General features: G+C 71.1%; 17 protein-coding genes. 7 read left to right on the top strand and 10 right to left on the bottom strand.

The window, feature by feature from the left end; genetic code table 11:
- Nucleotides 1-31: 31 nt before the first annotated feature.
- Nucleotides 32-634 (bottom strand): hypothetical protein, encoded by a 603-nt coding sequence (locus tag ACFWPS_RS23325; RefSeq protein WP_383708042.1) that lies wholly within the window; start codon nucleotides 632-634, stop codon nucleotides 32-34.
- Between the two features lie 268 nt (nucleotides 635-902).
- Between ACFWPS_RS23325 and ACFWPS_RS23330 the strand changes: the two genes are divergently transcribed.
- A complete protein-coding gene (locus ACFWPS_RS23330; protein ID WP_383708044.1) occupies nucleotides 903-3,689 on the top strand; it encodes a penicillin acylase family protein in 2,787 nt (928 codons plus the stop codon).
- 38 nt (nucleotides 3,690-3,727) lie between these two features.
- Here ACFWPS_RS23330 and ACFWPS_RS23335 read toward each other — a convergent pair whose 3' ends face one another.
- A complete protein-coding gene (locus ACFWPS_RS23335) occupies nucleotides 3,728-5,047 on the bottom strand; it encodes a serine-threonine protein kinase (protein ID WP_383708046.1) in 1,320 nt (439 codons plus the stop codon).
- A gap of 80 nt (nucleotides 5,048-5,127) precedes the next feature.
- The gene (locus tag ACFWPS_RS23340) at nucleotides 5,128-6,369 is read right to left on the bottom strand and encodes an exo-beta-N-acetylmuramidase NamZ domain-containing protein (RefSeq protein ID WP_383708048.1); all 1,242 of its coding nucleotides are present in this window, start codon (nucleotides 6,367-6,369) and stop codon (nucleotides 5,128-5,130) included.
- A 250-nt stretch (nucleotides 6,370-6,619) separates the two neighbouring features.
- Between ACFWPS_RS23340 and ACFWPS_RS23345 the strand changes: the two genes are divergently transcribed.
- From ACFWPS_RS23345 to ACFWPS_RS23365, 5 genes are all read left to right on the top strand, one after another.
- Nucleotides 6,620-7,384, top strand: coding sequence for an SDR family oxidoreductase (locus tag ACFWPS_RS23345; RefSeq protein ID WP_383708050.1), 765 nt, complete (start codon nucleotides 6,620-6,622; stop codon nucleotides 7,382-7,384).
- A gap of 8 nt (nucleotides 7,385-7,392) precedes the next feature.
- On the top strand, nucleotides 7,393-9,057 hold the full coding sequence (locus ACFWPS_RS23350) for a class I adenylate-forming enzyme family protein (RefSeq protein WP_383708125.1): 1,665 nt from the start codon (nucleotides 7,393-7,395) through the stop codon (nucleotides 9,055-9,057).
- Between the two features lie 29 nt (nucleotides 9,058-9,086).
- On the top strand, nucleotides 9,087-9,680 hold the full coding sequence (locus tag ACFWPS_RS23355) for a TetR/AcrR family transcriptional regulator (protein WP_383708052.1): 594 nt from the start codon (nucleotides 9,087-9,089) through the stop codon (nucleotides 9,678-9,680).
- 65 nt (nucleotides 9,681-9,745) lie between these two features.
- Entirely contained in the window at nucleotides 9,746-10,441 is a 696-nt protein-coding gene (locus ACFWPS_RS23360) for a type 1 glutamine amidotransferase domain-containing protein (RefSeq protein WP_383708054.1), read from the top strand.
- Nucleotides 10,442-10,702: 261 nt separating this feature from the next.
- Complete coding sequence (locus tag ACFWPS_RS23365; RefSeq protein WP_383708056.1) at nucleotides 10,703-11,416, top strand: hypothetical protein; 714 nt, start codon at nucleotides 10,703-10,705, stop codon at nucleotides 11,414-11,416.
- A 62-nt stretch (nucleotides 11,417-11,478) separates the two neighbouring features.
- Here the strand turns inward: ACFWPS_RS23365 and ACFWPS_RS23370 are convergent, their stop codons facing one another.
- From ACFWPS_RS23370 to ACFWPS_RS23380, 3 genes are all read right to left on the bottom strand, one after another.
- A complete protein-coding gene (locus tag ACFWPS_RS23370) occupies nucleotides 11,479-12,693 on the bottom strand; it encodes an acyl-CoA dehydrogenase family protein (protein WP_383708058.1) in 1,215 nt (404 codons plus the stop codon).
- A gap of 6 nt (nucleotides 12,694-12,699) precedes the next feature.
- Nucleotides 12,700-13,722, bottom strand: a complete 1,023-nt coding sequence (locus ACFWPS_RS23375) for a phosphotransferase family protein (RefSeq protein WP_383708060.1) — start codon at nucleotides 13,720-13,722, stop codon at nucleotides 12,700-12,702.
- Nucleotides 13,723-13,889: 167 nt separating this feature from the next.
- Nucleotides 13,890-14,186 (bottom strand): hypothetical protein, encoded by a 297-nt coding sequence (locus ACFWPS_RS23380; protein ID WP_383708062.1) that lies wholly within the window; start codon nucleotides 14,184-14,186, stop codon nucleotides 13,890-13,892.
- A gap of 128 nt (nucleotides 14,187-14,314) precedes the next feature.
- On the opposite strand from ACFWPS_RS23380, the gene ACFWPS_RS23385 reads away from it, so the two are divergent.
- A complete protein-coding gene (locus tag ACFWPS_RS23385; protein ID WP_383708064.1) occupies nucleotides 14,315-15,256 on the top strand; it encodes an NADP-dependent oxidoreductase in 942 nt (313 codons plus the stop codon).
- Nucleotides 15,257-15,272: 16 nt separating this feature from the next.
- Here the strand turns inward: ACFWPS_RS23385 and ACFWPS_RS23390 are convergent, their stop codons facing one another.
- The 4 genes from ACFWPS_RS23390 to ACFWPS_RS23405 form a co-directional block, all read right to left on the bottom strand.
- Nucleotides 15,273-15,587 carry a DUF202 domain-containing protein gene (locus ACFWPS_RS23390; RefSeq protein ID WP_383708066.1) on the bottom strand — a complete coding sequence of 105 codons (315 nt, stop codon included), beginning with the start codon at nucleotides 15,585-15,587 and terminating at the stop codon, nucleotides 15,273-15,275.
- A complete protein-coding gene (locus ACFWPS_RS23395; RefSeq protein ID WP_383708068.1) occupies nucleotides 15,584-15,976 on the bottom strand; it encodes a YidH family protein in 393 nt (130 codons plus the stop codon). Before ACFWPS_RS23395 ends, ACFWPS_RS23390 begins: the two co-directional genes overlap by 4 nt.
- Nucleotides 15,977-16,295: 319 nt before the next feature.
- Nucleotides 16,296-16,805: an NUDIX hydrolase gene (locus ACFWPS_RS23400; protein ID WP_383708070.1), complete on the bottom strand. Its 510-nt coding sequence runs from the start codon at nucleotides 16,803-16,805 to the stop codon at nucleotides 16,296-16,298.
- Nucleotides 16,806-16,838: 33 nt separating this feature from the next.
- Nucleotides 16,839-17,732, bottom strand: a complete 894-nt coding sequence (locus tag ACFWPS_RS23405) for a DMT family transporter (protein ID WP_383708072.1) — start codon at nucleotides 17,730-17,732, stop codon at nucleotides 16,839-16,841.
- Nucleotides 17,733-17,793: the final 61 nt, after the last annotated feature.

The following is a 17,793-nucleotide window of genomic DNA, read 5'->3' on the forward strand; positions in this document are numbered from 1 at the left end:
GGTGCGGCATCCCCGGCGCACCCCCACGTGGTCAGGCCGACATGAGAAGCCGCCCGCGCCTGGCACAGGCCAGGGCCTCGGGGGTGAGCACCGGACGCGGCACCAGGATCCCGCAGTCCGTGCAGACCGGACCGGCGGAGGGCTCGTGGTCCAGGTCGTACTTCCAGATGAGGCGCTCCCTCGCGCACACCGGGCAGACCGTGCCCGGCTCGCGCTCCAGGGCGGCGATCAGCCGTCGCAGCACCTCGGCGAGTGGTTCGTCGGGATGGACCCGTGGGTCGTCGCACCAGGCCACTCCGAATCCGCCCCAGGTCAGCCGGTGCCAGTCGTCCACGCTGCCCGGGCGGCGCAGCCCGTCGTGCTTCTCCTTCTTGCGGCGCTCGGCGAACTCGCCCTCATAGGCGAGCCATACCGTCCGCGCCTCCTCCAGCTCCTCCAGTGCGCCCACGAGACGCACCGGATCGGGGGAGCGGTCCTCGGGACCGAACCCGGCCCGCGAGCAGAGATGGTCCCAGGTCGCGCGGTGCCCGTAAGGAGCGAACCGCTCCAGGCACTTGCGCAGCGAGTAACGCCGTAGCGCCAGATCGCACCGTGGGTCTCGCACCTGTCTCGCCAGACTCCGGAAACCGGCCATCGCCCTGCACCTCCGTCACACCTGCACCTGTACTTCGGTCACTTCGGCGTCGCCGCACGGGCTCCGCGCGGCGTTGCCGTATAGACGTATCGACACTCGAATCGGCTCCATCGGATTTCCGATGCCGTCCATAAGGCCGCCCGCCTTGACCGACGGCCGGTGACACCGCCGACTCGGGCGACCACTCCAAAACTTGACGCATGTTCATCTTCAATCCCGGGGATACCGGCGGTAACGTCCGGCACCACCCCCGTCGTGAGGAGCCGCCATGCCCCGGCGCACCAGACATCACGCGTTGTTCGACAAACTGAGAACTCCCCGCAAGCTCCCCGGGTTCCTGAAAGCCGCATCCGTATGCGTCCTCATCGCCGGCCTGCTCTCCCCGCTGGTCCAGGCGACTCCGGCGGCGGCCGCGGCCTCCAACGACTACTGCGGCGGCCAGTGTTCCGACATCCTGCCGCCCGGCGAGAACGGCAACGCCACCCTCGCCCAGATCCTGCTCAACCAGATCTTCGGCACCGAGCCCGACCACGCCGAGGACCAGCTCGGCACCTACAACAGCCTGGCCACGGGCTACTCCACCCTCACCGACGCGAAGATCAACACGTTCTTCAACGACTCGTCGTTCGGGGTCGCTTCCGATCAAGTCGCCTCCACCGAGAACCCGGCCGGCCGCAGCGACGTCACCATCGTCCGCGACAAGAAGACCGGTGTGCCTCATATCACTGGTACAACCAGATACGGCACCGAGTTCGGCGCGGGGTATGCCGCCGCTGAGGACCGGCTGTGGCTCATGGACGTGTTCCGGCACGTCGGCCGCGGCCAGCTCACCACCTTCGCCGGTGGCGCCGCCTCCAACCAGGGCCTTGAGCAGGAGTTCTACCGCAACGCCCCCTACTCCGAGGCCGACCTCCAGGCGCAGATCGACAACGCCGTCGCCAACAACGGCGCCCGCGGCCAGCAGGCCCTCGACGACGCCAACGCCTACCTCGCCGGCATCAACTCCTACATCGACGCCTCCGACAGCGGCCGGTACTTCCCCGGCGAGTACGTGCTGACCGGGCACAAGGACTCGATCACCAACGCCGGCACGATCGACCACTTCAAGATCACCGACCTGGTGGCGCTGGCCTCCGTGATCGGCGCGCTGTTCGGCTCCGGCGGCGGTGGCGAGGTCAACAACGCCATCTCGCTGCTCGCCGCCCAGGAGAAGTACGGCGTGACGGAGGGCACCAAGGTCTGGGAGTCGTTCCGCGAACGCAACGACCCCGAGGCCGTGCTCACCGTCCACAACGGCGAGAGCTACCCGTACGGCACCAAGCCCGACAACCCGCAGGGCGAGGCGCTGCCCGACGCCGGTACGGTGACCACCGAACCGCTGGTCTACAACGCCACCGGCACCGGCGCCGACCAGAGTGCCACCGCCGCCGCCGAGACGGCCACCAAGACCGCGCTCAGCTCGGCCAGACGCGGTATGTCCAACGCCCTCGTCGTCAGCGGCAAGAACACCGCGAGCGGCCACCCGATCGCCGTGTTCGGACCGCAGACCGGCTACTTCGCCCCGCAGCTGCTCATGCTCCAGGAGATCCAGGGCCCGGGCATCAGCGCCCGCGGCGCCTCCTTCGCCGGCCTGAGCATGTACGTCGAACTGGGCCGCGGCCAGGACTATGCGTGGTCCGCGACCACCTCCGGGCAGGACATCATCGACTCCTACGCGGTCGAGCTCTGCCAGGACGACTACCACTACCTGTTCCACGGCACCTGCACGGCCATGGACGAGGTCGAGCAGACCAACTCCTGGAAGCCGACCACCGCCGACGGCACGGCCGCCGGCTCGTACACCATGAAAGTCTGGAAAACCAAGTACGGACCGGTCGAATACCGGGCCACCGTCGGCGGGAAGAAGGTCGCCTACACCACCCTGAGATCCTCGTACATGCACGAGGCCGACTCGATCATCGGCTTCCAGATGCTCAACGACCCCGACTACGTGAAGAGCCCGCAGACCTTCCAGAGCGCGGTCCAGCACATCAACTACACGTTCAACTGGTTCTACGCCGACTCCACGCACACCGCGTACTACAACAGCGGCAACAACCCGGTGCGGGCCGGCGGGGTCGACTCCGAGTTCCCGGTCTGGGGACAGGCCGCCTACGAGTGGCAGAACTGGAACCCGACCACCAACACGGCCGACTACACCCCGGCCGCCCAGCACCCCCAGTCGATCGACCAGGACTACTACATCTCCTGGAACAACAAACAGGCGCTGAACTACACGACGGCGAGCTGGGGCGACGGCTCGGTCCATCGCGGCAACCTGCTCAACGACCGGGTCAAGAAACTCGTCGCCGCCGGGGGCGTCACCCGCTCTGCGCTTGTCAAGGCCATGGCAGACGCATCGCTCACGGACCTGCGGGCCGAGGACGTGCTGCCGAACCTGCTGAAGGTGATCAACAGCAGTACGGTGACCGACTCCACGGCCGCCGCGGCCGTCACCAAGCTCCAGACCTGGTTGACCGCGGGCGGCAAGCGCACGGAGACCTCGGCGGGGTCGAAGACGTACGCCAACTCCGACGCCGTCCGGATCCTGGACGCCTGGTGGCCACTGCTGGTGAAGGCCGAGTTCCAGCCAGGCCTCGGTGACGACCTGTACACCGCGTTCACCAACAACCTGTACATCGACGAGACCCCGTCGGCCGCCCACGGACCGACCGGTGCGCATGCCGGAAGCTCCTTCCAGTACGGCTGGTGGAGTTATGTCGACAAGGACATCCGGTCGGTGCTCGGGCAGACCGTGTCGGGACCGCTCGCCGAGCAGTACTGCGGCAGCGGCAGCCTCAGCGCCTGCCGGGACATCCTGATCAGCACCCTGAAGACGGCGGCCGGCACCAGCGCGTCCACCGTCTACCCCGGGGACTCACTGTGCTCGGCGGGCGACCAGTGGTGCGCCGACTCGATCGTCCAGCGCACCCTGGGCGGCATCAAGCACTACAACATCAGCTGGCAGAACCGGCCGACCTTCCAGCAGGTCGTGGAGTTCACCTCACACAGGTGAGCCGCACACCGGTGGGCTGATGCCCCACGGCGGCGGGGTCACGCGATGTGCCCCGCCGCCAGCACCACCCGGGCCAGTTCGGGGTGCACGATGTCGCTGTGCGCCCCGGACGGCGGCCCGCCCTTCCTGACGACCGCCGCCGCGTCGACGTTCACACAGCCCGGCGCGGCGAGCGGGCCGCGCAGCGCCGCCGCGAGGTCCAGCGCACGGGTGCCCGGCACCTCCTGGACGCCGTCGTGGCCCATCGCGCCCCACTTGTCGCCCAGCATCCGCCCCACGTCCTCGCCCAGCGCCGACTCGGCGTCGTCCGCCATCCGCGAGGCCAGCGGATACATCGTGCCGAGCGCCTCGTCGAAGTGGGAGTAACAGCACACCAGCGGGCCGTCGATCCGGTTCTGCTGCCCCTGGAGCACCCCGCCGGCGCGCGGATCGTGGGGCAGCCGGGCGGCGAACGCGTAGTGCGAGAAGGCCCCTTGCAGCAGGGTCACGGACTTCACCGTGCGCACCCCGTCCGGCAGCCCGCGCAGCGCGAACGACACCAGCCGGCCGCCGAAGCTGTGCCCGACCAGATGCACCCGCACGTCGGGGGCCGCCGCGGCCAGCTGCCCGATCACCCGCCCGAGCCCACGCTCCCCGACGGTCCCCGCGCGCCGCTTCATCGCGTAGTACGTCGCCTGCCTGAGCAGCTCCTTCGCGCCGTCCCAGGGGTTCGGCAGCGCGAACCCGGCCGCGGCGCCGCCCCCGTGGAGGGCGGTCAGCGCCGCCGCGAACCCCTCGCACAGGGCCGTCGTGTCCCCGGTGAACAGCACCGGGTCGCTCTGCGGGACCCCCTCCGCGAGCGTGTCCGCCGCGAACAGCGGCTGCGGGCCGCCGGGGAGCACCTCGACCAGCAGCCGTACGAGCCGCCCGAACTCCGCCAGTTCGTTCGCCGGCCGCTGGTCCAGCATCCGCGCGATCTGGTCGACCACGGTGGCCCGCCCCGGGAACGTCTCAAGCAGCGCGTGCCGGGTGTCCTTGTCGAGGACGGGCGCCGGTGACTCCTCCGCCTCCGTGGCCACCACGGACTTCGGGAAGTCGGGGATCGGCTCGTCGCAGAACCGCATCGACGGCCAGATCACACCGGCGTACCCGATCCGCGCCTTCGGCGCGAGCTTCGGGATCGGCGCGAAGAACCGCCGGTACAGGGCGGTCGCCCCGGAACGGTCGTTGTTCCAGCCGTGCGCGAAGACGATCAGGTCATGGACGGCGTGGCCGCCGATCTCGCCCAGCAGCCGGTCGCGTTCGGCGCCGTCCGGGTCCCCGTCCGCATCGAAGGTCAGCTCCCAGTAGGGAGCCACACTCATCCCAGGATCCGCCATACCAGGCTCCTCGTCCCCCGAACCGGTGCGATGTGCGCGCATCGTCCCGCTGCGGGGCAAGGTTGGCCATACACCGCGCCTCACCTGTAGAGGAGAAATTCCTTTCGGACCCGGCGGAATGCGGCGAGTTCGTCCTGCCAGGCGCCGACGACCTCGTCCGGGCCCGCGCCGGCGTCGGTCATCGTGCGGACCCGCGTGGATCCCGTCAGCCTGTCGATCCAGTCGTCCGGCCGCCAGGCGAAGCCGCTCCACACCTTCTTCGCGGTGACCAGCAGGGCGATTCCGGTGCGTACCGGGTCGTAGGCGGCCCGGTCGTGCACATGGATCTGCACCCCGCCGACGGTCCTGCCCTGGAACTTGGAGAAGGTCGGCGCGAAGTACGCCTCCCGGAACCGCACGCCCGGCAGCGCGAGCTCGTTCGCGGCGGCCGCCCAGCGCGCGTCGATGCCCTCCGCGCCCAGCAGTTCGAAGGGGCGGGTGGTACCGCGTCCCTCGGACAGGTTCGTGCCCTCGAAGAGACAGGTCCCCGAGTAGACGAGGGCGGTGTCCGGGGTGGGCATGTTGGGACTCGGCGGCACCCACGGCAGGGCGTACGCGTCGAAGAAGCGGGAGCGCCGCCAGCCCGTCATCGGTACGACGTCCAGCGCGACCGGCGGGTCCAGGAACTCCGCGTTGAACAGCCGCGCGAGCTCGGCGACCGTCATGCCGTGCGCCTGTGCGATCGGCTGCCGGCCGACGAAACTGGCGAACTCCCTGTGCAGGACCGGGCCCTCGGCGGTGCGGCCGGCCACCGGGTTCGGCCGGTCGAGCACGACGAAGCGCTTGCCGGCCAGCCGGGCGGCCTCCATGCAGTCGTAGAGCGTCCAGATGTAGGTGTAGAAACGGGCGCCGACGTCCTGGATGTCGAAGACGATCGTGTCCACGCCGGAGGCGGCGAAGACGTCGGCGAGGGGCTGTCCGCTCTTGAGGTAGGTGTCGTAGACGGGAAGGCCGGTCGCCGGGTCTTCGGAGCGGCCCTCGGAGCCGCCGGCCTGGGCGGTGCCGCGGAACCCGTGCTCCGGGCCGAAGACGGCGGTGAGGTTCACGCGCGGGTCGGCGTGCATGACGTCGACGAGGTGGCGGGCGTCGGGGGTGATGCCGGTGGGGTTGGTGACGATGCCGGCCTTTTGGGCGGCGAGGAGGGTGTAGCCGTCGGCGGAGAGGTGGTCGAAACCGGTCTTGAGGGTGCCGTGGGCGTCGGCTGTGGTTGCCGTGGGTAGGGCTGTCACGGCCGCTGTCGCTGCCGTGGCCGCGGTGAGCAGACTTCGTCTGGACGGGCGCATGGGGTGGCCTCCGTCGTCGTCCGGGTGCGGGTCGTGGATGGCTGGTCGCGCAGTTCCCCGCGCCCCTGGGGGGTGCAGTGGTCGCGTGTCGGACAGTGGCCCTGCGCCCCTGGGGGAGTGCAGTCGCCGCGAGTCCGACGGGGGTCCTGCGCCCTTAGGGGGTGTGACGGTCGCCCTTTTCTCAAACATACCGACCGGTTAGTGTGTCGTTGCTGAGCCGAGTCTGGTCGCGTCGTGTCGAAGGAGACCGATGGTGGGAGCCGTGCAAGATGCCCGAGTCGTCGTCACCGGGGCGGGAGGGGGCATCGGGGCCGCCCTTGCCCGCCGGTTCGCCGCCGAAGGCGCCCGCGTCGTCGTGAACGACCTGGACGGGGAGAAGGCGGCGGCCGTCGCCGAGGAGATCGGCGGGATCGCCCTTCCGGGGGACGCGTCCGGCATCGTCGGCGCCGCCCGGGACGCGCTCGGCGGGAGCGTCGACGTCTACTGCGCCAACGCCGGGCTCGGTTCCGGCGGGTCCGAGGCGGCCGACGCGGCCGTGTGGGAATCGGCCTGGGACGTCAACGTCATGGCTCACGTACGGGCCGCCCAGGAGCTGGTCCCGGAGTGGCTGGAGCGGGGGAGCGGGCGGTTCGTGTCCACCGTGTCCGCCGCCGGACTGCTCACCATGATCGGCGCCGCGCCCTACAGCGTGACCAAGCACGCCGCCTACGCCTTCGCCGAGTGGCTGTCACTGACGTACCGGCATCGTGGCCTGAAAGTGCACGCCATCTGCCCGCAGGGCGTCCGTACCGACATGCTCGCCGCCACCGGCAGCGCGGGCGATATCGTGCTCCAGCCGACCGCCATCGAACCGGAGGCCGTCGCCGACGCGCTGTTCAAGGGGATGGCGGAGGACCGGTTCCTGATCCTGCCGCACCCCGAGGTCGCCGCGTTCTACCAGGCGCGGGCCACCGACCCGGACCGCTGGCTGACGAACATGAACCACATCCAGCAGAAGTGGGAGGCCACCCGGTGAGCGAGTCGGTGACCGAGTCCAGCTACGCCGCCCGGCCCTGGGTGGGGCTGCTCAACGAAGCCCAGCGCGGGCCGGTCGATCCGCCCGCCTCGCTGGTGCACGCGCTGCGGGCCGCCGTGGCCGAGGCGCCCGACCGCACCTGCCTGACCTACTTCGACGCCCGCCTCAGCTTCCGCGAGGTCGACGAGCTGAGCGACTCGGTCGCCGCGCATCTCGCCGAGCGGGGCCTGGAGCGCGGGGACCGGGTCGCCGTGATCCTGCAGAACTCGCCGCACTTCGTGCTCGCGCTGCTCGGCGCCTGGAAGGCGGGCGCGACCGTCGTGCCGGTCAACCCGATGTACAAGTCGGGGGAGGTCTCGCACGTCCTGCGGGACGCCGAGGCGGTCGCGCTGGTCTGCTCGCAGCGGGCCTGGGAGTCGTACCTGCGCGACACGGCCGCCGACTCGCCGGTGCGGATCGTGCTCACCGCGAGCGAGCTGGACTTCCAGACGCGTGACGACGCGCGCGTGCTGGCCTTCGAGCGGCTGCCGCAGGCCGCCGACGCCGAGGACCTGGTCGCCGTCGCACGGCGGGGCGGGAAGGCACCCGAGGGACGGGAGCCGGAGCCCTCCGACATCGCGCTGATCAGCTACACGTCGGGCACCAGCGGCACCCCCAAGGGCGCCACCAACCTGCACAGCAACATCATGTACAACGCGGAGCGGCAGCGGACCGGGCTCGCGCTGCCCGACGCGCCGGTCTACTACGCCCTCGCGCCCCTCTTCCACATCACCGGCATGGTCTGCCAGCTCTGCGCCTGCCTCACCAGCGCGGGCACGCTCGTGCTGACGTACCGCTTCGAGCCGGGCCTGGTCCTTGAGGCGTTCGCTGAGCACCGCCCGCAGTACACGGTCGGCCCGTCCACCGCCTTCATGGCCCTGGCCGCCCACCCGGACGTCACCCCGGAGCACTTCGCCTCCTTCGTCAACATCTCCTCGGGCGGCGCGCCGCTGCCGCCGGCCCTGGTCGAGAAGTTCCGCGCCGGGTTCGGGCCGTACATCCGCAACGGCTACGGGCTGACCGAGTGCACCGCGCCCTGCGCCTCGGTGCCGCCGGAGCGGGAAGCGCCCGTCGACCCCGTCTCCGGGACCCTCGCGGTCGGGGTGCCCGGCCCGGACACGGTCGTCCGCATCGTCGACGACCAGGGCCAGGAGGTGCCCTTCGGCGAGCAGGGCGAGATCGCCGTACGCGGGCCGCAGGTGGTGCCCGGGTACTGGCGGCGGCCCGAGGCCACCGCCGAGACCTTCCCGGACGGCGAACTGCGCACCGGCGACATCGGGTTCATGGACCCGCAGGGCTGGCTGTACGTCGTCGACCGCAAGAAGGACATGATCAACGCGTCCGGCTTCAAGGTCTGGCCGCGTGAGGTCGAGGACGTGCTGTACACCCACCCGGCGGTACGCGAGGCGGCCGTCGTCGGGGTGCCGGACGGGTACCGCGGGGAGACCGTCAAGGCTTACATCAGTCTTCGCCCGGGAACTGCAACCGACCCGGACGATCTCGCCCTCTATTGCAAGGAGAGACTGGCCGCGTACAAATACCCGCGCCAGGTGGAGATCCTGCCCGACCTGCCGAAGACGGCAAGTGGGAAGATCCTCCGACGGGAACTTCGTTCCCGACCGCAACAGGGTTAGCGGATCTACGAGAAAGGCAGGTGGCGGCAGTGCCCAGGACGACGGACGGAGACGGGGCTCCTGTTCCGCAGCGGCTTCTTGCCGCCGCCACCCGGCTCTTCGCGGAGCAGGGGTACGACCGGACATCCGTGCAGGAGATCGTGGAGGCGGCCGGCGTCACCAAGGGGGCGCTGTACCACTACTTCGGCTCCAAGGACGACCTCCTGCACGAGGTGTACGCGCGCATGCTGCGCGTACAGCAGGAGCGGCTCGACGCCTTCGCGAACGCGGACGAGCCGATCGAGAAGCGGCTGCGGGGCGCGGCCGCCGACGTGGTCGTGACGACGATCGAGAACCTCGACGACGCGATGATCTTCTTCAGGTCCATGCACCACCTGAGCCCGGAGAAGAACAAGCAGGTGCGTGCCGAGCGCCGGCGCTACCACGAACGCTTCCGCGCGCTCGTCGAGGAGGGCCAGCGCGAGGGCGTCTTCTCCACCGCGACCCCGGCCGACCTCGTCGTCGACTACCACTTCGGCTCGGTCCACCACCTGTCGACCTGGTACCGCCCCGACGGCCCCATGGCCCCGCAGGAGGTCGCCGACCACCTGGCCGACCTGCTGCTGCGAGCACTTCGACCCTGATGTGCCTAGGCTGGAACGGCTGAATTCCTCCACGAGTCGACTCGGGGGGAAGGAGACCGAGTGCGATGGCGAAAGTCCTCTTCATCGTCAGCGGGGCGACCTACTGGGTTCTCAAGGACGGCACCAGGTACGCGACCGGCTACTGGGCCGAAGAGTTCGCCCTGCCCTACAAGAAGATCACCGAAGCCGGTCATGACGTCGTGATCGCGACACCCGGCGGCGTGACCCCGAACGTCGACATGATGAGCCTGCGTCCGTCGATGGCGGGCGGCGAGGAGATGGCCCTCGAACTGGAGGCGATCATCCGTTCCGCCGAGGTGATGCGGCGGCCCCTCCAGCTCTCGGACGTCCGCCTGGAGGACTACGACGCGGTGTACCTGCCCGGCGGCCACGGCCCCATGGCGGACCTGGCGTTCGACGCCGACGTCGGCCGCCTGCTGACCGCGCAGCTCGCCTCGGGCAGACCGCTCGCGATCGTGTGCCATGCCCCCGCCGCGATCCTCGCCACCAGGATCCACGGCAGGTCCCCCTTCGAGGGATACCGCATCACCTGCTTCACCGACGAGGAGGAAGAAGGCGTCGGCCTGGCCCCCCGGGCACCGTGGCTGCTGGAGACGGAGCTGAAGGAGAAGGTCGGCATCGACTTCAGCCGCGGCCCGATCTGGGAGCCCTACATGGTCGAGGACCGCAATCTCATCACCGGCCAGAATCCTCATTCGTCCACGATCCTGGCGGACCGGCTGCTCCAGATCCTCAAGTAGGCGATGGCCGTCAGTACCGGGCGCCGGCCGGCGCCGGGATCGCGTCCAGGCCGGCGAGGCCGGCGAGGTCGGCCGGAGAGAGCCGGACGTCCGCGTTGTCCGTGAGGTACGTCGAGGTCTTCCCCCGCCCGCGCCCTGCGCCTGGAGGGGGACGAGCGCGAGCACCTGCGCCGGCCGGCCACCCGGGCCGCCCCGGCGAGCACTCGGCCCGCCTCGGTCACCGGTGGCGGCGCACGGACACGGGCCCCTAGTCTCGCCGGCATGGCAGATGTGTTTGCGGGCGTCCGGCTGCTCGGCCCGCCAGTGACCGACGGCGAGTACATCGAGTTGAGCGAGCACGAGACGGTGCACCTGCACGAGTACACACGGATCTACGCCGTGCCCGGCCTCTACGAGCATGTCGTCCAGGAACGGCTGCAGTGCAGATCGCCGCAGGTCGCGGCCGAGGGTCTGCTCCGCGCGGCCGCGAGCCTCGGGCTGGAGCCGGAGTCGATGACGGTGCTGGACGTGGGCTCCGGCACCGGACTGGTCGGCGAACTCGTGCGGCGCGCGGGCGTGGCCCGGGTCGTCGGGGTCGACGCGCTGCCGGCGGCGCGCGAGGCGTGTCTGCGCGACCGGCCGGGCGTCTACGCCGGCTACGTGGTCGGCGACTTCCAGCTCGGCGACGGACTCCGTGAGGCGCTGAGCCCGTACGCGTTCGGCGGACTGGTGTCGGCCGGCGCGTTCGGCGGCACGCACGCCACACCGCAGGCGCTGGTCAACGCGCTCGGGGTGCTGCCGTCGGGCTCGCCCGTGGCCTTCACCATTCACGAGCAGTGGATGGACGAAGCGGATCCGGACGGGTTCGGCGTCGCCGTCGAGCGGCTGGTGGCCGACGGACGTCTCGAACTGCTGGAACGGACCCGGTTCCAGCACCGGGTGACGACGACCGGCGAGCCGGTCTTCTACCAGCTCGTGGCGGGCCGGACGGGCTGAGGCGGACGGCGAGGGGCCGGTGCGGGCATGGGATGCCCGCACCGGATCCGGCCGCGCAACGCCTACAGGTACTTCTTCAGCTCCCGGCGCGCCAGCGAGCGCTGGTGCACCTCGTCCGGGCCGTCGGCGATCATCAGCGTCCGGGCCCCGGCGTACAGGTCGGCCAGCGGGAAGTCCTGGCTGACGCCGCCCGCGCCGTGCAGCTGGATCGCCCGGTCGATGATGTCGACGACCGCACGCGGCGTGGCGATCTTGATGGCCTGGATCTCGGCGTGGGCACCCCGGTTGCCGACGGTGTCCATCAGCCAGGCCGTCTTGAGGACCAGCAGCCGCAGCTGCTCGACCGTCACCCGGGCGTCGGCGATCCAGTTGTGCACCACGCCCTGCTGGGCCAGCGCCTTGCCGAAGGCCTGGCGGGAGACGGCCCTGCGGCACATCAGCTCGATCGCCCGCTCGGCCATGCCGATCAGCCGCATGCAGTGGTGGATCCGGCCGGGGCCGAGCCGGGCCTGGGCGATGGCGAAGCCGCCGCCCTCCTCGCCGACCAGGTTGGAGACGGGCACGCGCGCGTGGTCGAAGACCACCTCGGCGTGGCCGCCGTGCGAGTGGTCCTCGTAGCCGAAGACCTTCATCGCCCGCTTCACGGTGACGCCCGGGGTGTCCCGCGGGACCAGGACCATGGACTGCTGGCGCCGGATGTCGGTGCCGTCCGGGTCGGTCTTGCCCATCACGATGAAGATCCTGCAGTCCGGGTTCATCGCCCCGGAGATGTACCACTTGCGGCCGGTGATGACGTAGTCGTCGCCGTCGCGCTCGATGTACGTGGTGATGTTGGTGGCGTCGGAGGAGGCCACCTCCGGCTCGGTCATGGCGAACGCGGAGCGGATCTCACCGGCAAGGAGCGGCTCCAGCCACTGCTTCTGCTGCGCGTCGTCGCCGAACTGGGCCAGCACCTCCATGTTGCCGGTGTCCGGTGCCGCGCAGTTCAGCGCGGTGGGCGCCAGGTGCGGGGAGCGTCCGGTGATCTCGGCGAGCGGCGCGTACTGGAGGTTGGTGAGCCCCCCGCCGTACTCGGCGTCGGGGAGGAAGAGGTTCCACAGGCCCTGCCTGCGCGCCTCGGCCTTCAGCTCGTCGACCACGGCCGGGGTGTCCCACGGCGAGGCCAGCGCGGCCCGCTGCTCCTCGGCGACCGCCTCGGCCGGGTAGACGAACTCGTCCATGAAGGCGAGCAGTTGGGCGCGCAGTTCCTCGGTGCGTGCGTCGAACGCGAAGTCCATGGCCGGTCAGCCTTCCTGAAGAGTGGTCAGTCCGTGGTCGATGAAGACGGGGACGAGCTCGCCGATGCGGTCGAAGCCCTGCCCGAGCGTCTGGCCCAGCGTGTACCGGTAGTGGATGCCCTCCAGGATCACGGCGAGCTTGAACCAGGCGAACGCCGTGTACCAGGAGATGTGCGAGACGTCCCGCCCCGAGCGGGCGGCGTAGCGCTCGACCAGCTCCCGCGGGTCCGGGTGGCCGGGCGCCTCGGCGGTCGTCGACACCGGTGAGTCCGGCGCGCCCAGCGGCAGGCTGTACATCACCAGCAGGCCCAGGTCGGTCAGCGGGTCGCCGAGCGTCGACATCTCCCAGTCGAGGATCGCCTTGATCCGGTCGTCGTCGCCGATCAGGACGTTGTCCAGGCGGTAGTCGCCGTGGATCACCGTCGGCTCGGGGGACTGCGGCAGCCGGCGGCCCAGGGTCGTGTGCAGCTCGTCGATGCCGGCCAGCTCACGGTTGCGGGAGGCGTCCAGCTGCTTGCCCCAGCGGCGGAGCTGGCGGTCCAGGAAGCCCTCCGGGCGGCCGAAGTCGGCGAGGCCGACCTCCGCGGGGTCCACGGCGTGCAGCTCGACCAGCGTGTCCACCAGGGACAGCACGGCGTTGCGGGTGCGCTCGGGGCCCAGCGGGGCGAGCTGCTCGGAAGTGCGGTACGGGGTGCCCGCCACGAACTCCATCACGTAGAACGGCGCGCCGAGGACCTCGTCGTCCTCGCACAGCAGCACCGGGCGCGGCACCGGCACCTCGGTCGGGTACAGCGCGCTGATCACCCGGTGCTCGCGCTTCATGTCGTGCGCGGTGGCCAGGACGTGGCCCAGCGGCGGCCGTCGCACGACCCACTTCGAGGTGGAGTCGGAGATCGCGTAGGTGAGGTTCGACCGTCCGCCCTCGATCAGCCTTCCGGTCAGCGGACCGGTGACCAGGCCGGGGCGCTCGCGGTCGAGCAGGCCGCGCAGCCGGTCGAGATCGAGTCCGGGCGGGTGGTCGGGGCTCATGCATCGCTCCTACGAACGAATGAACAGGACCCGACTTATGATGCCGACCAGTCGGTATGTCGTCCAGCGCGTGAGCCAAACGTGACCGGGACCACCCTACGACCCGTACGGCGGGTGACGGCTCCCCGTGCGCGCGGAGCGGGGAGCCGTCGCCGGCGAGGATCGGCTCAGTGGTCGTCCCAGTGGCCGTTGTGCTCGGCGTGCCGGTGGCCGTCGTGCAGGTAGTCGACGTGGTCGCCGTGCAGGACGCCGGTGTGCCCGCAGTCGTCGCCGTGCCGGTGCTCGTGGGCCTCGTGGGTGACATGGCCGTCGGGTTCGCACTCGTCCCAGTGGCCGCCGTGCTCGCGGTGCAGGTGCCCGTTGTGCGCGTAGTCGACGTGGTCTCCGTGCGGCACCTGGTCGTGCCCGCAGTCCGGTCCGTGGCTGTGACCGTGCGAGACGTGTTCCTGGTGAAGGGTGGTCATGGTGCTCGCCTTCGGGGGTGCAGGGTTCGGGAGTGTGGCGTGACGCCGACGGACAGGCTGCCACGCAAAGGGTGCATATGCGGGCATCCCGGTTGCGTGGCGTCCGAGTACCCCAGAGGGTCATTTGCATGAAAGGCATCAGCTACAGCCGGTACGGCGGCCCCGAGGTGCTGGAGTACGGCGAGGTCAAGGACCCCAAGGTCGGCCCCGACTCGGTGCTGGTGAAGGTCCGGGCGGCGGCCGTGAACCCGGTCGACTGGAAGTGCCGCGAGGGCCATCTGCACGGCATCATGGACGCCGTCTTCCCGGTGATCCCCGGCTGGGACGTGTCCGGAGTCGTCGTCCAGCCGGGCCCCGCCGTCACCGAGTTCGCGGTCGGCGACGAGGTGATCGGCTACGTCCGCGAGGACTTCCTCTCCCGGGGCACCTTCGCCGAGTACGTCGCCGCCCCGGTGCGCACCCTCGCCCGCAAGCCGCGCAACCTCGCCTTCGAACAGGCCGCGGGGCTGCCGCTGGCAGGTCTCACCGCCTACCAGGTGCTGGTGCACGCCCTGGAGGTCAAGCGCGGCGAGACGGTCCTCGTGCACGCCGCAGCCGGCGGGGTCGGCTCCCTCGCCGTCCAGATCGCGGCCCACCTCGGTGCCCGGGTGATCGGCACGGCGAGCGAGCGCAACCACGACTTCGTCCGGGGGCTCGGCGGCGAACCGGTGACCTACGGCGCGGGCCTGGCCGAACGAGTCCGGGGGCTGGCCCCGGAAGGCGTGGCAGCCGTCTTCGACACCGTGGGCGGGGAGGCCCTGACCGCCTCGGCGGACCTGCTCGCCTCCGAGGGCCGGATGGCCTCGATCGCCGATCCCGACGTCGTCGACTTCGGCGGCCGCTACTGCTGGGCACGGCCCGACGCCGGGGACCTGGCCCGGCTCGCGGCGCTCGCGGAACAGGGGGCGGTCACCGTCCATGTCGCCGAGACGTTCCCGCTGAAGCGGGCGGCCGACGCGCAGCGCCGCAGCCAGGAGGGGGGTATCCGGGGCAAGCTGGTGGTCAGCGTGGACTGGCCGGAGGAGGGCTGAGCGAGGGGGCTGGGGCCTATACGACCAGGGCGGCGGCGCACAGGGCGAGGGCGACCGTGCACAGCACCGCCCCGGTCGCCTGCCGGGGGGCCAGCGCCGTGGGGCGGTCGGTGGCCGCGAGGGCGCGGATACGGCGGTTGGCGATCAGGAGGAAGCCCAGCCACAGGGCGCAGCAGGCGGCGCAGGCGAACACGCCGGCGGCCGAGGTGCTGCCGTGCAGTGCGGTCTTCGCCGCGAGTACGCCGACGACGGTCGCCGAGAGGGTCGTACGGCGCCAGGCCAGCCGGGTCCGTTCCGGCTGGAGCCCCGGGTCGCGGGGCGGCTCCGTCATCCCTCCCACCCGACGAGCACGACGACGACCATCGCGACGGCGACCACGGCGACGACCACGCTCAGCAGTGCCGGGAACCGGGAGACCGGCAGATCCTCGCCGCGCCGCATCGCCCGCTCGCAGCGCATCCAGTGGTTCACGGCGCGCAGCGAGCAGAGCACGCCGGCGGCGAGGAGCGCGAGTGCGAGGCCGACGCGCCAGCCCCAGCGGAGGTCGGGCAGGAACTGGTCCACGGCGAAGCCGCCGCCGATGAGGGCGAGGGCGGTGCGCAGCCAGGCCAGGAAGGTCCGCTCGTTGGCGAGGGAGAAACGGTAGTCGGGGGTCTTGCCTTCCTGCCGCACGACCTCGGGGGAGAACCACAGGCGGACATTCCGTACGAGTTCGATCACGTGTAGGGAGCCTACCGGGGGCTGGGAGGCCGTTGTCGTTCGGCTGCGGGCGGGTGGGGGCCGGTCGCGGAGTTCCCCGCGCCCCTGACGGGGCGCTTCCCAGCCGTGCCCCGCATAGCCGCAGGCGCTGGTCGCGCCCACGCGGCGGAGCCGCAAATCAAATTCAGCCCCGCGCCCCTGAAGGGGCGCTGCCGTGCCGTGTCCTACATAGCTGCGGGCAGGCGTGCCGCAGGGCGGCACGGGTGGGCGCTGGGGGTCCCCCCGGCCGAAGGCTGGGGGAGGCACCCGGCAAGCGCCGGTGAGCGTCCCCACCCCCACCTCAGCCCCGATGCACCCGCAGCCGCTCCCACGCCGCCACCCCGTCCGGCACCCACTCCCACTCCCCGAGCCGGGACACCAGTTCCTCCTCGCTCAGGAAGGCGTGCCACGCGACCTCCTCCACCTGCGGCCGCACCGGCAGCTCGCAGCGCACCTCGTACACCGCCGACCACCAGCTCTGCCCGGCGCCGTCGTCGTACAGGAACTTGAAGAGGAACGCCGGCCGGGGGAGACCGCTCACGCCCAGTTCCTCCTCGGCCTCCCGCAGTGCCGCGTCGTCGTAGGACTCGCCCGCCCCCACCACGCCCCCGACGAACATGTCGTACAGGGAGGGGAAGACCAGCTTGGTCGCCGTGCGGCGGTGGACGAAGACGCGGCCGGTCGCGTCGCGGGCCTGGACGAAGACGCAGCGGTGGCGCAGGCCTCGGGCGTACGCCTCGCCGCGTGGGGACGTGCCGGTCACCTGGTCGTGCTCGTCGACGATGTCGAGGATCTCGTCAGCAGCGCTCATACCGCCATCCAAGCAGGCGGACGGCCGTCGGCGTCAGCGCGGCTGGAGGTCCAGCGAAGGCTCCTTCGGCGCCGCACCGCGCGGCATCGCGGGATGCAGCCCCAGCAGCACGATGCCCGCCACGATCGCCGCGAGCCCCGCCGCCTCCCAGGCCAGCGCCCCGGTGTCGGTGCGCAGCCGGTCCCCGAGGAAGCCGACCCCGCAGAGGATCCCGGCGAGCGGCTGGGCCGCGGTGAGCGCGGGCAGCGAGTTGCGCAGCTCCGCCGTCTCGAACGCGCTCTGGACGAGGATCAGCCCGGTGACCCCGAGGACCAGCACGCCGTACGGCTGCCAGCCGGTCAGCACCTCCATGATGCCGCCCTCGGAGAAGCGGGTGCCGGTGACCCGGGTCAGCGCGTCCTGGACGCCGTAGAGCAGGCCGACGGCCAGGGCGAGGAGGGTCGGTCCCGCGCTGAGGCGGGAGCGTTTGGCGTAGGTGGTGAGCAGCAGGGCTATGCCGACCATCACGCCGATGATCAGCCAGTGCCGCAGCGGGTTGGCGATGGCGTCACCGCCGCGTGGCTGGCCCGCCAGGATGAACGCGGTGACGCCGCCCGCGAGCAGGATGAGGCCCGCCCAGCCCTGGTGGCTGAGGGGATGCCTGGTCTGGTGCCGGGAGAGCGCGAGGGCGAACAGCAGGTTCGTCGCGAGCAGCGGCTCGACGAGGGAGATCTCGCCCTTGCCGAGGGCGATCGCGCCGAGGATCATGCCGGCCACCATGAGGCCGATGCCGCCGAGCCAGCGCGGCACCCTCATCAGGTCGAGCAGCAGCCGGGGCGAGAGGAAGTCGCTGAGCGGTGCCTTCTGGGCGACGTTCTGCTGGAGCACGAACCCGAAGCCCAGGCAACAGGCCGCGCTCACGGCGAGAACCAGAACCAGAACGGACACGCTGCGTACCTCGATCTGCGGCCGGGTTACGGAGTGCGTAGTGGCCGACTGTAGCGCTCCC

This window comes from Streptomyces sp. NPDC058457 (assembly GCF_042720695.1).
Taxonomy (GTDB): Bacteria; Actinomycetota; Actinomycetes; order Streptomycetales; family Streptomycetaceae; genus Streptomyces.

What these genes read in the sequence shown, in the direction of transcription:
- ACFWPS_RS23370 (WP_383708058.1), bottom strand. Translation starts at nt 12,693, where the DNA reads ATGGACTTCGCGTTCGACGCACGCACCGAGGAACTGCGCGCCCAACTG.
- ACFWPS_RS23330 (WP_383708044.1), top strand. Translation starts at nt 903, where the DNA reads ATGCCCCGGCGCACCAGACATCACGCGTTGTTCGACAAACTGAGAACT.
- ACFWPS_RS23385 (WP_383708064.1), top strand. Translation starts at nt 14,315, where the DNA reads ATGAAAGGCATCAGCTACAGCCGGTACGGCGGCCCCGAGGTGCTGGAG.
- ACFWPS_RS23340 (WP_383708048.1), bottom strand. Translation starts at nt 6,369, where the DNA reads ATGCGCCCGTCCAGACGAAGTCTGCTCACCGCGGCCACGGCAGCGACA.
- ACFWPS_RS23400 (WP_383708070.1), bottom strand. Translation starts at nt 16,805, where the DNA reads ATGAGCGCTGCTGACGAGATCCTCGACATCGTCGACGAGCACGACCAG.
- ACFWPS_RS23335 (WP_383708046.1), bottom strand. Translation starts at nt 5,047, where the DNA reads ATGGCGGATCCTGGGATGAGTGTGGCTCCCTACTGGGAGCTGACCTTC.
- ACFWPS_RS23390 (WP_383708066.1), bottom strand. Translation starts at nt 15,587, where the DNA reads ATGACGGAGCCGCCCCGCGACCCGGGGCTCCAGCCGGAACGGACCCGG.
- ACFWPS_RS23325 (WP_383708042.1), bottom strand. Translation starts at nt 634, where the DNA reads ATGGCCGGTTTCCGGAGTCTGGCGAGACAGGTGCGAGACCCACGGTGC.
- ACFWPS_RS23345 (WP_383708050.1), top strand. Translation starts at nt 6,620, where the DNA reads ATGGTGGGAGCCGTGCAAGATGCCCGAGTCGTCGTCACCGGGGCGGGA.
- ACFWPS_RS23365 (WP_383708056.1), top strand. Translation starts at nt 10,703, where the DNA reads ATGGCAGATGTGTTTGCGGGCGTCCGGCTGCTCGGCCCGCCAGTGACC.
- ACFWPS_RS23375 (WP_383708060.1), bottom strand. Translation starts at nt 13,722, where the DNA reads ATGAGCCCCGACCACCCGCCCGGACTCGATCTCGACCGGCTGCGCGGC.
- ACFWPS_RS23380 (WP_383708062.1), bottom strand. Translation starts at nt 14,186, where the DNA reads ATGACCACCCTTCACCAGGAACACGTCTCGCACGGTCACAGCCACGGA.
- ACFWPS_RS23360 (WP_383708054.1), top strand. Translation starts at nt 9,746, where the DNA reads ATGGCGAAAGTCCTCTTCATCGTCAGCGGGGCGACCTACTGGGTTCTC.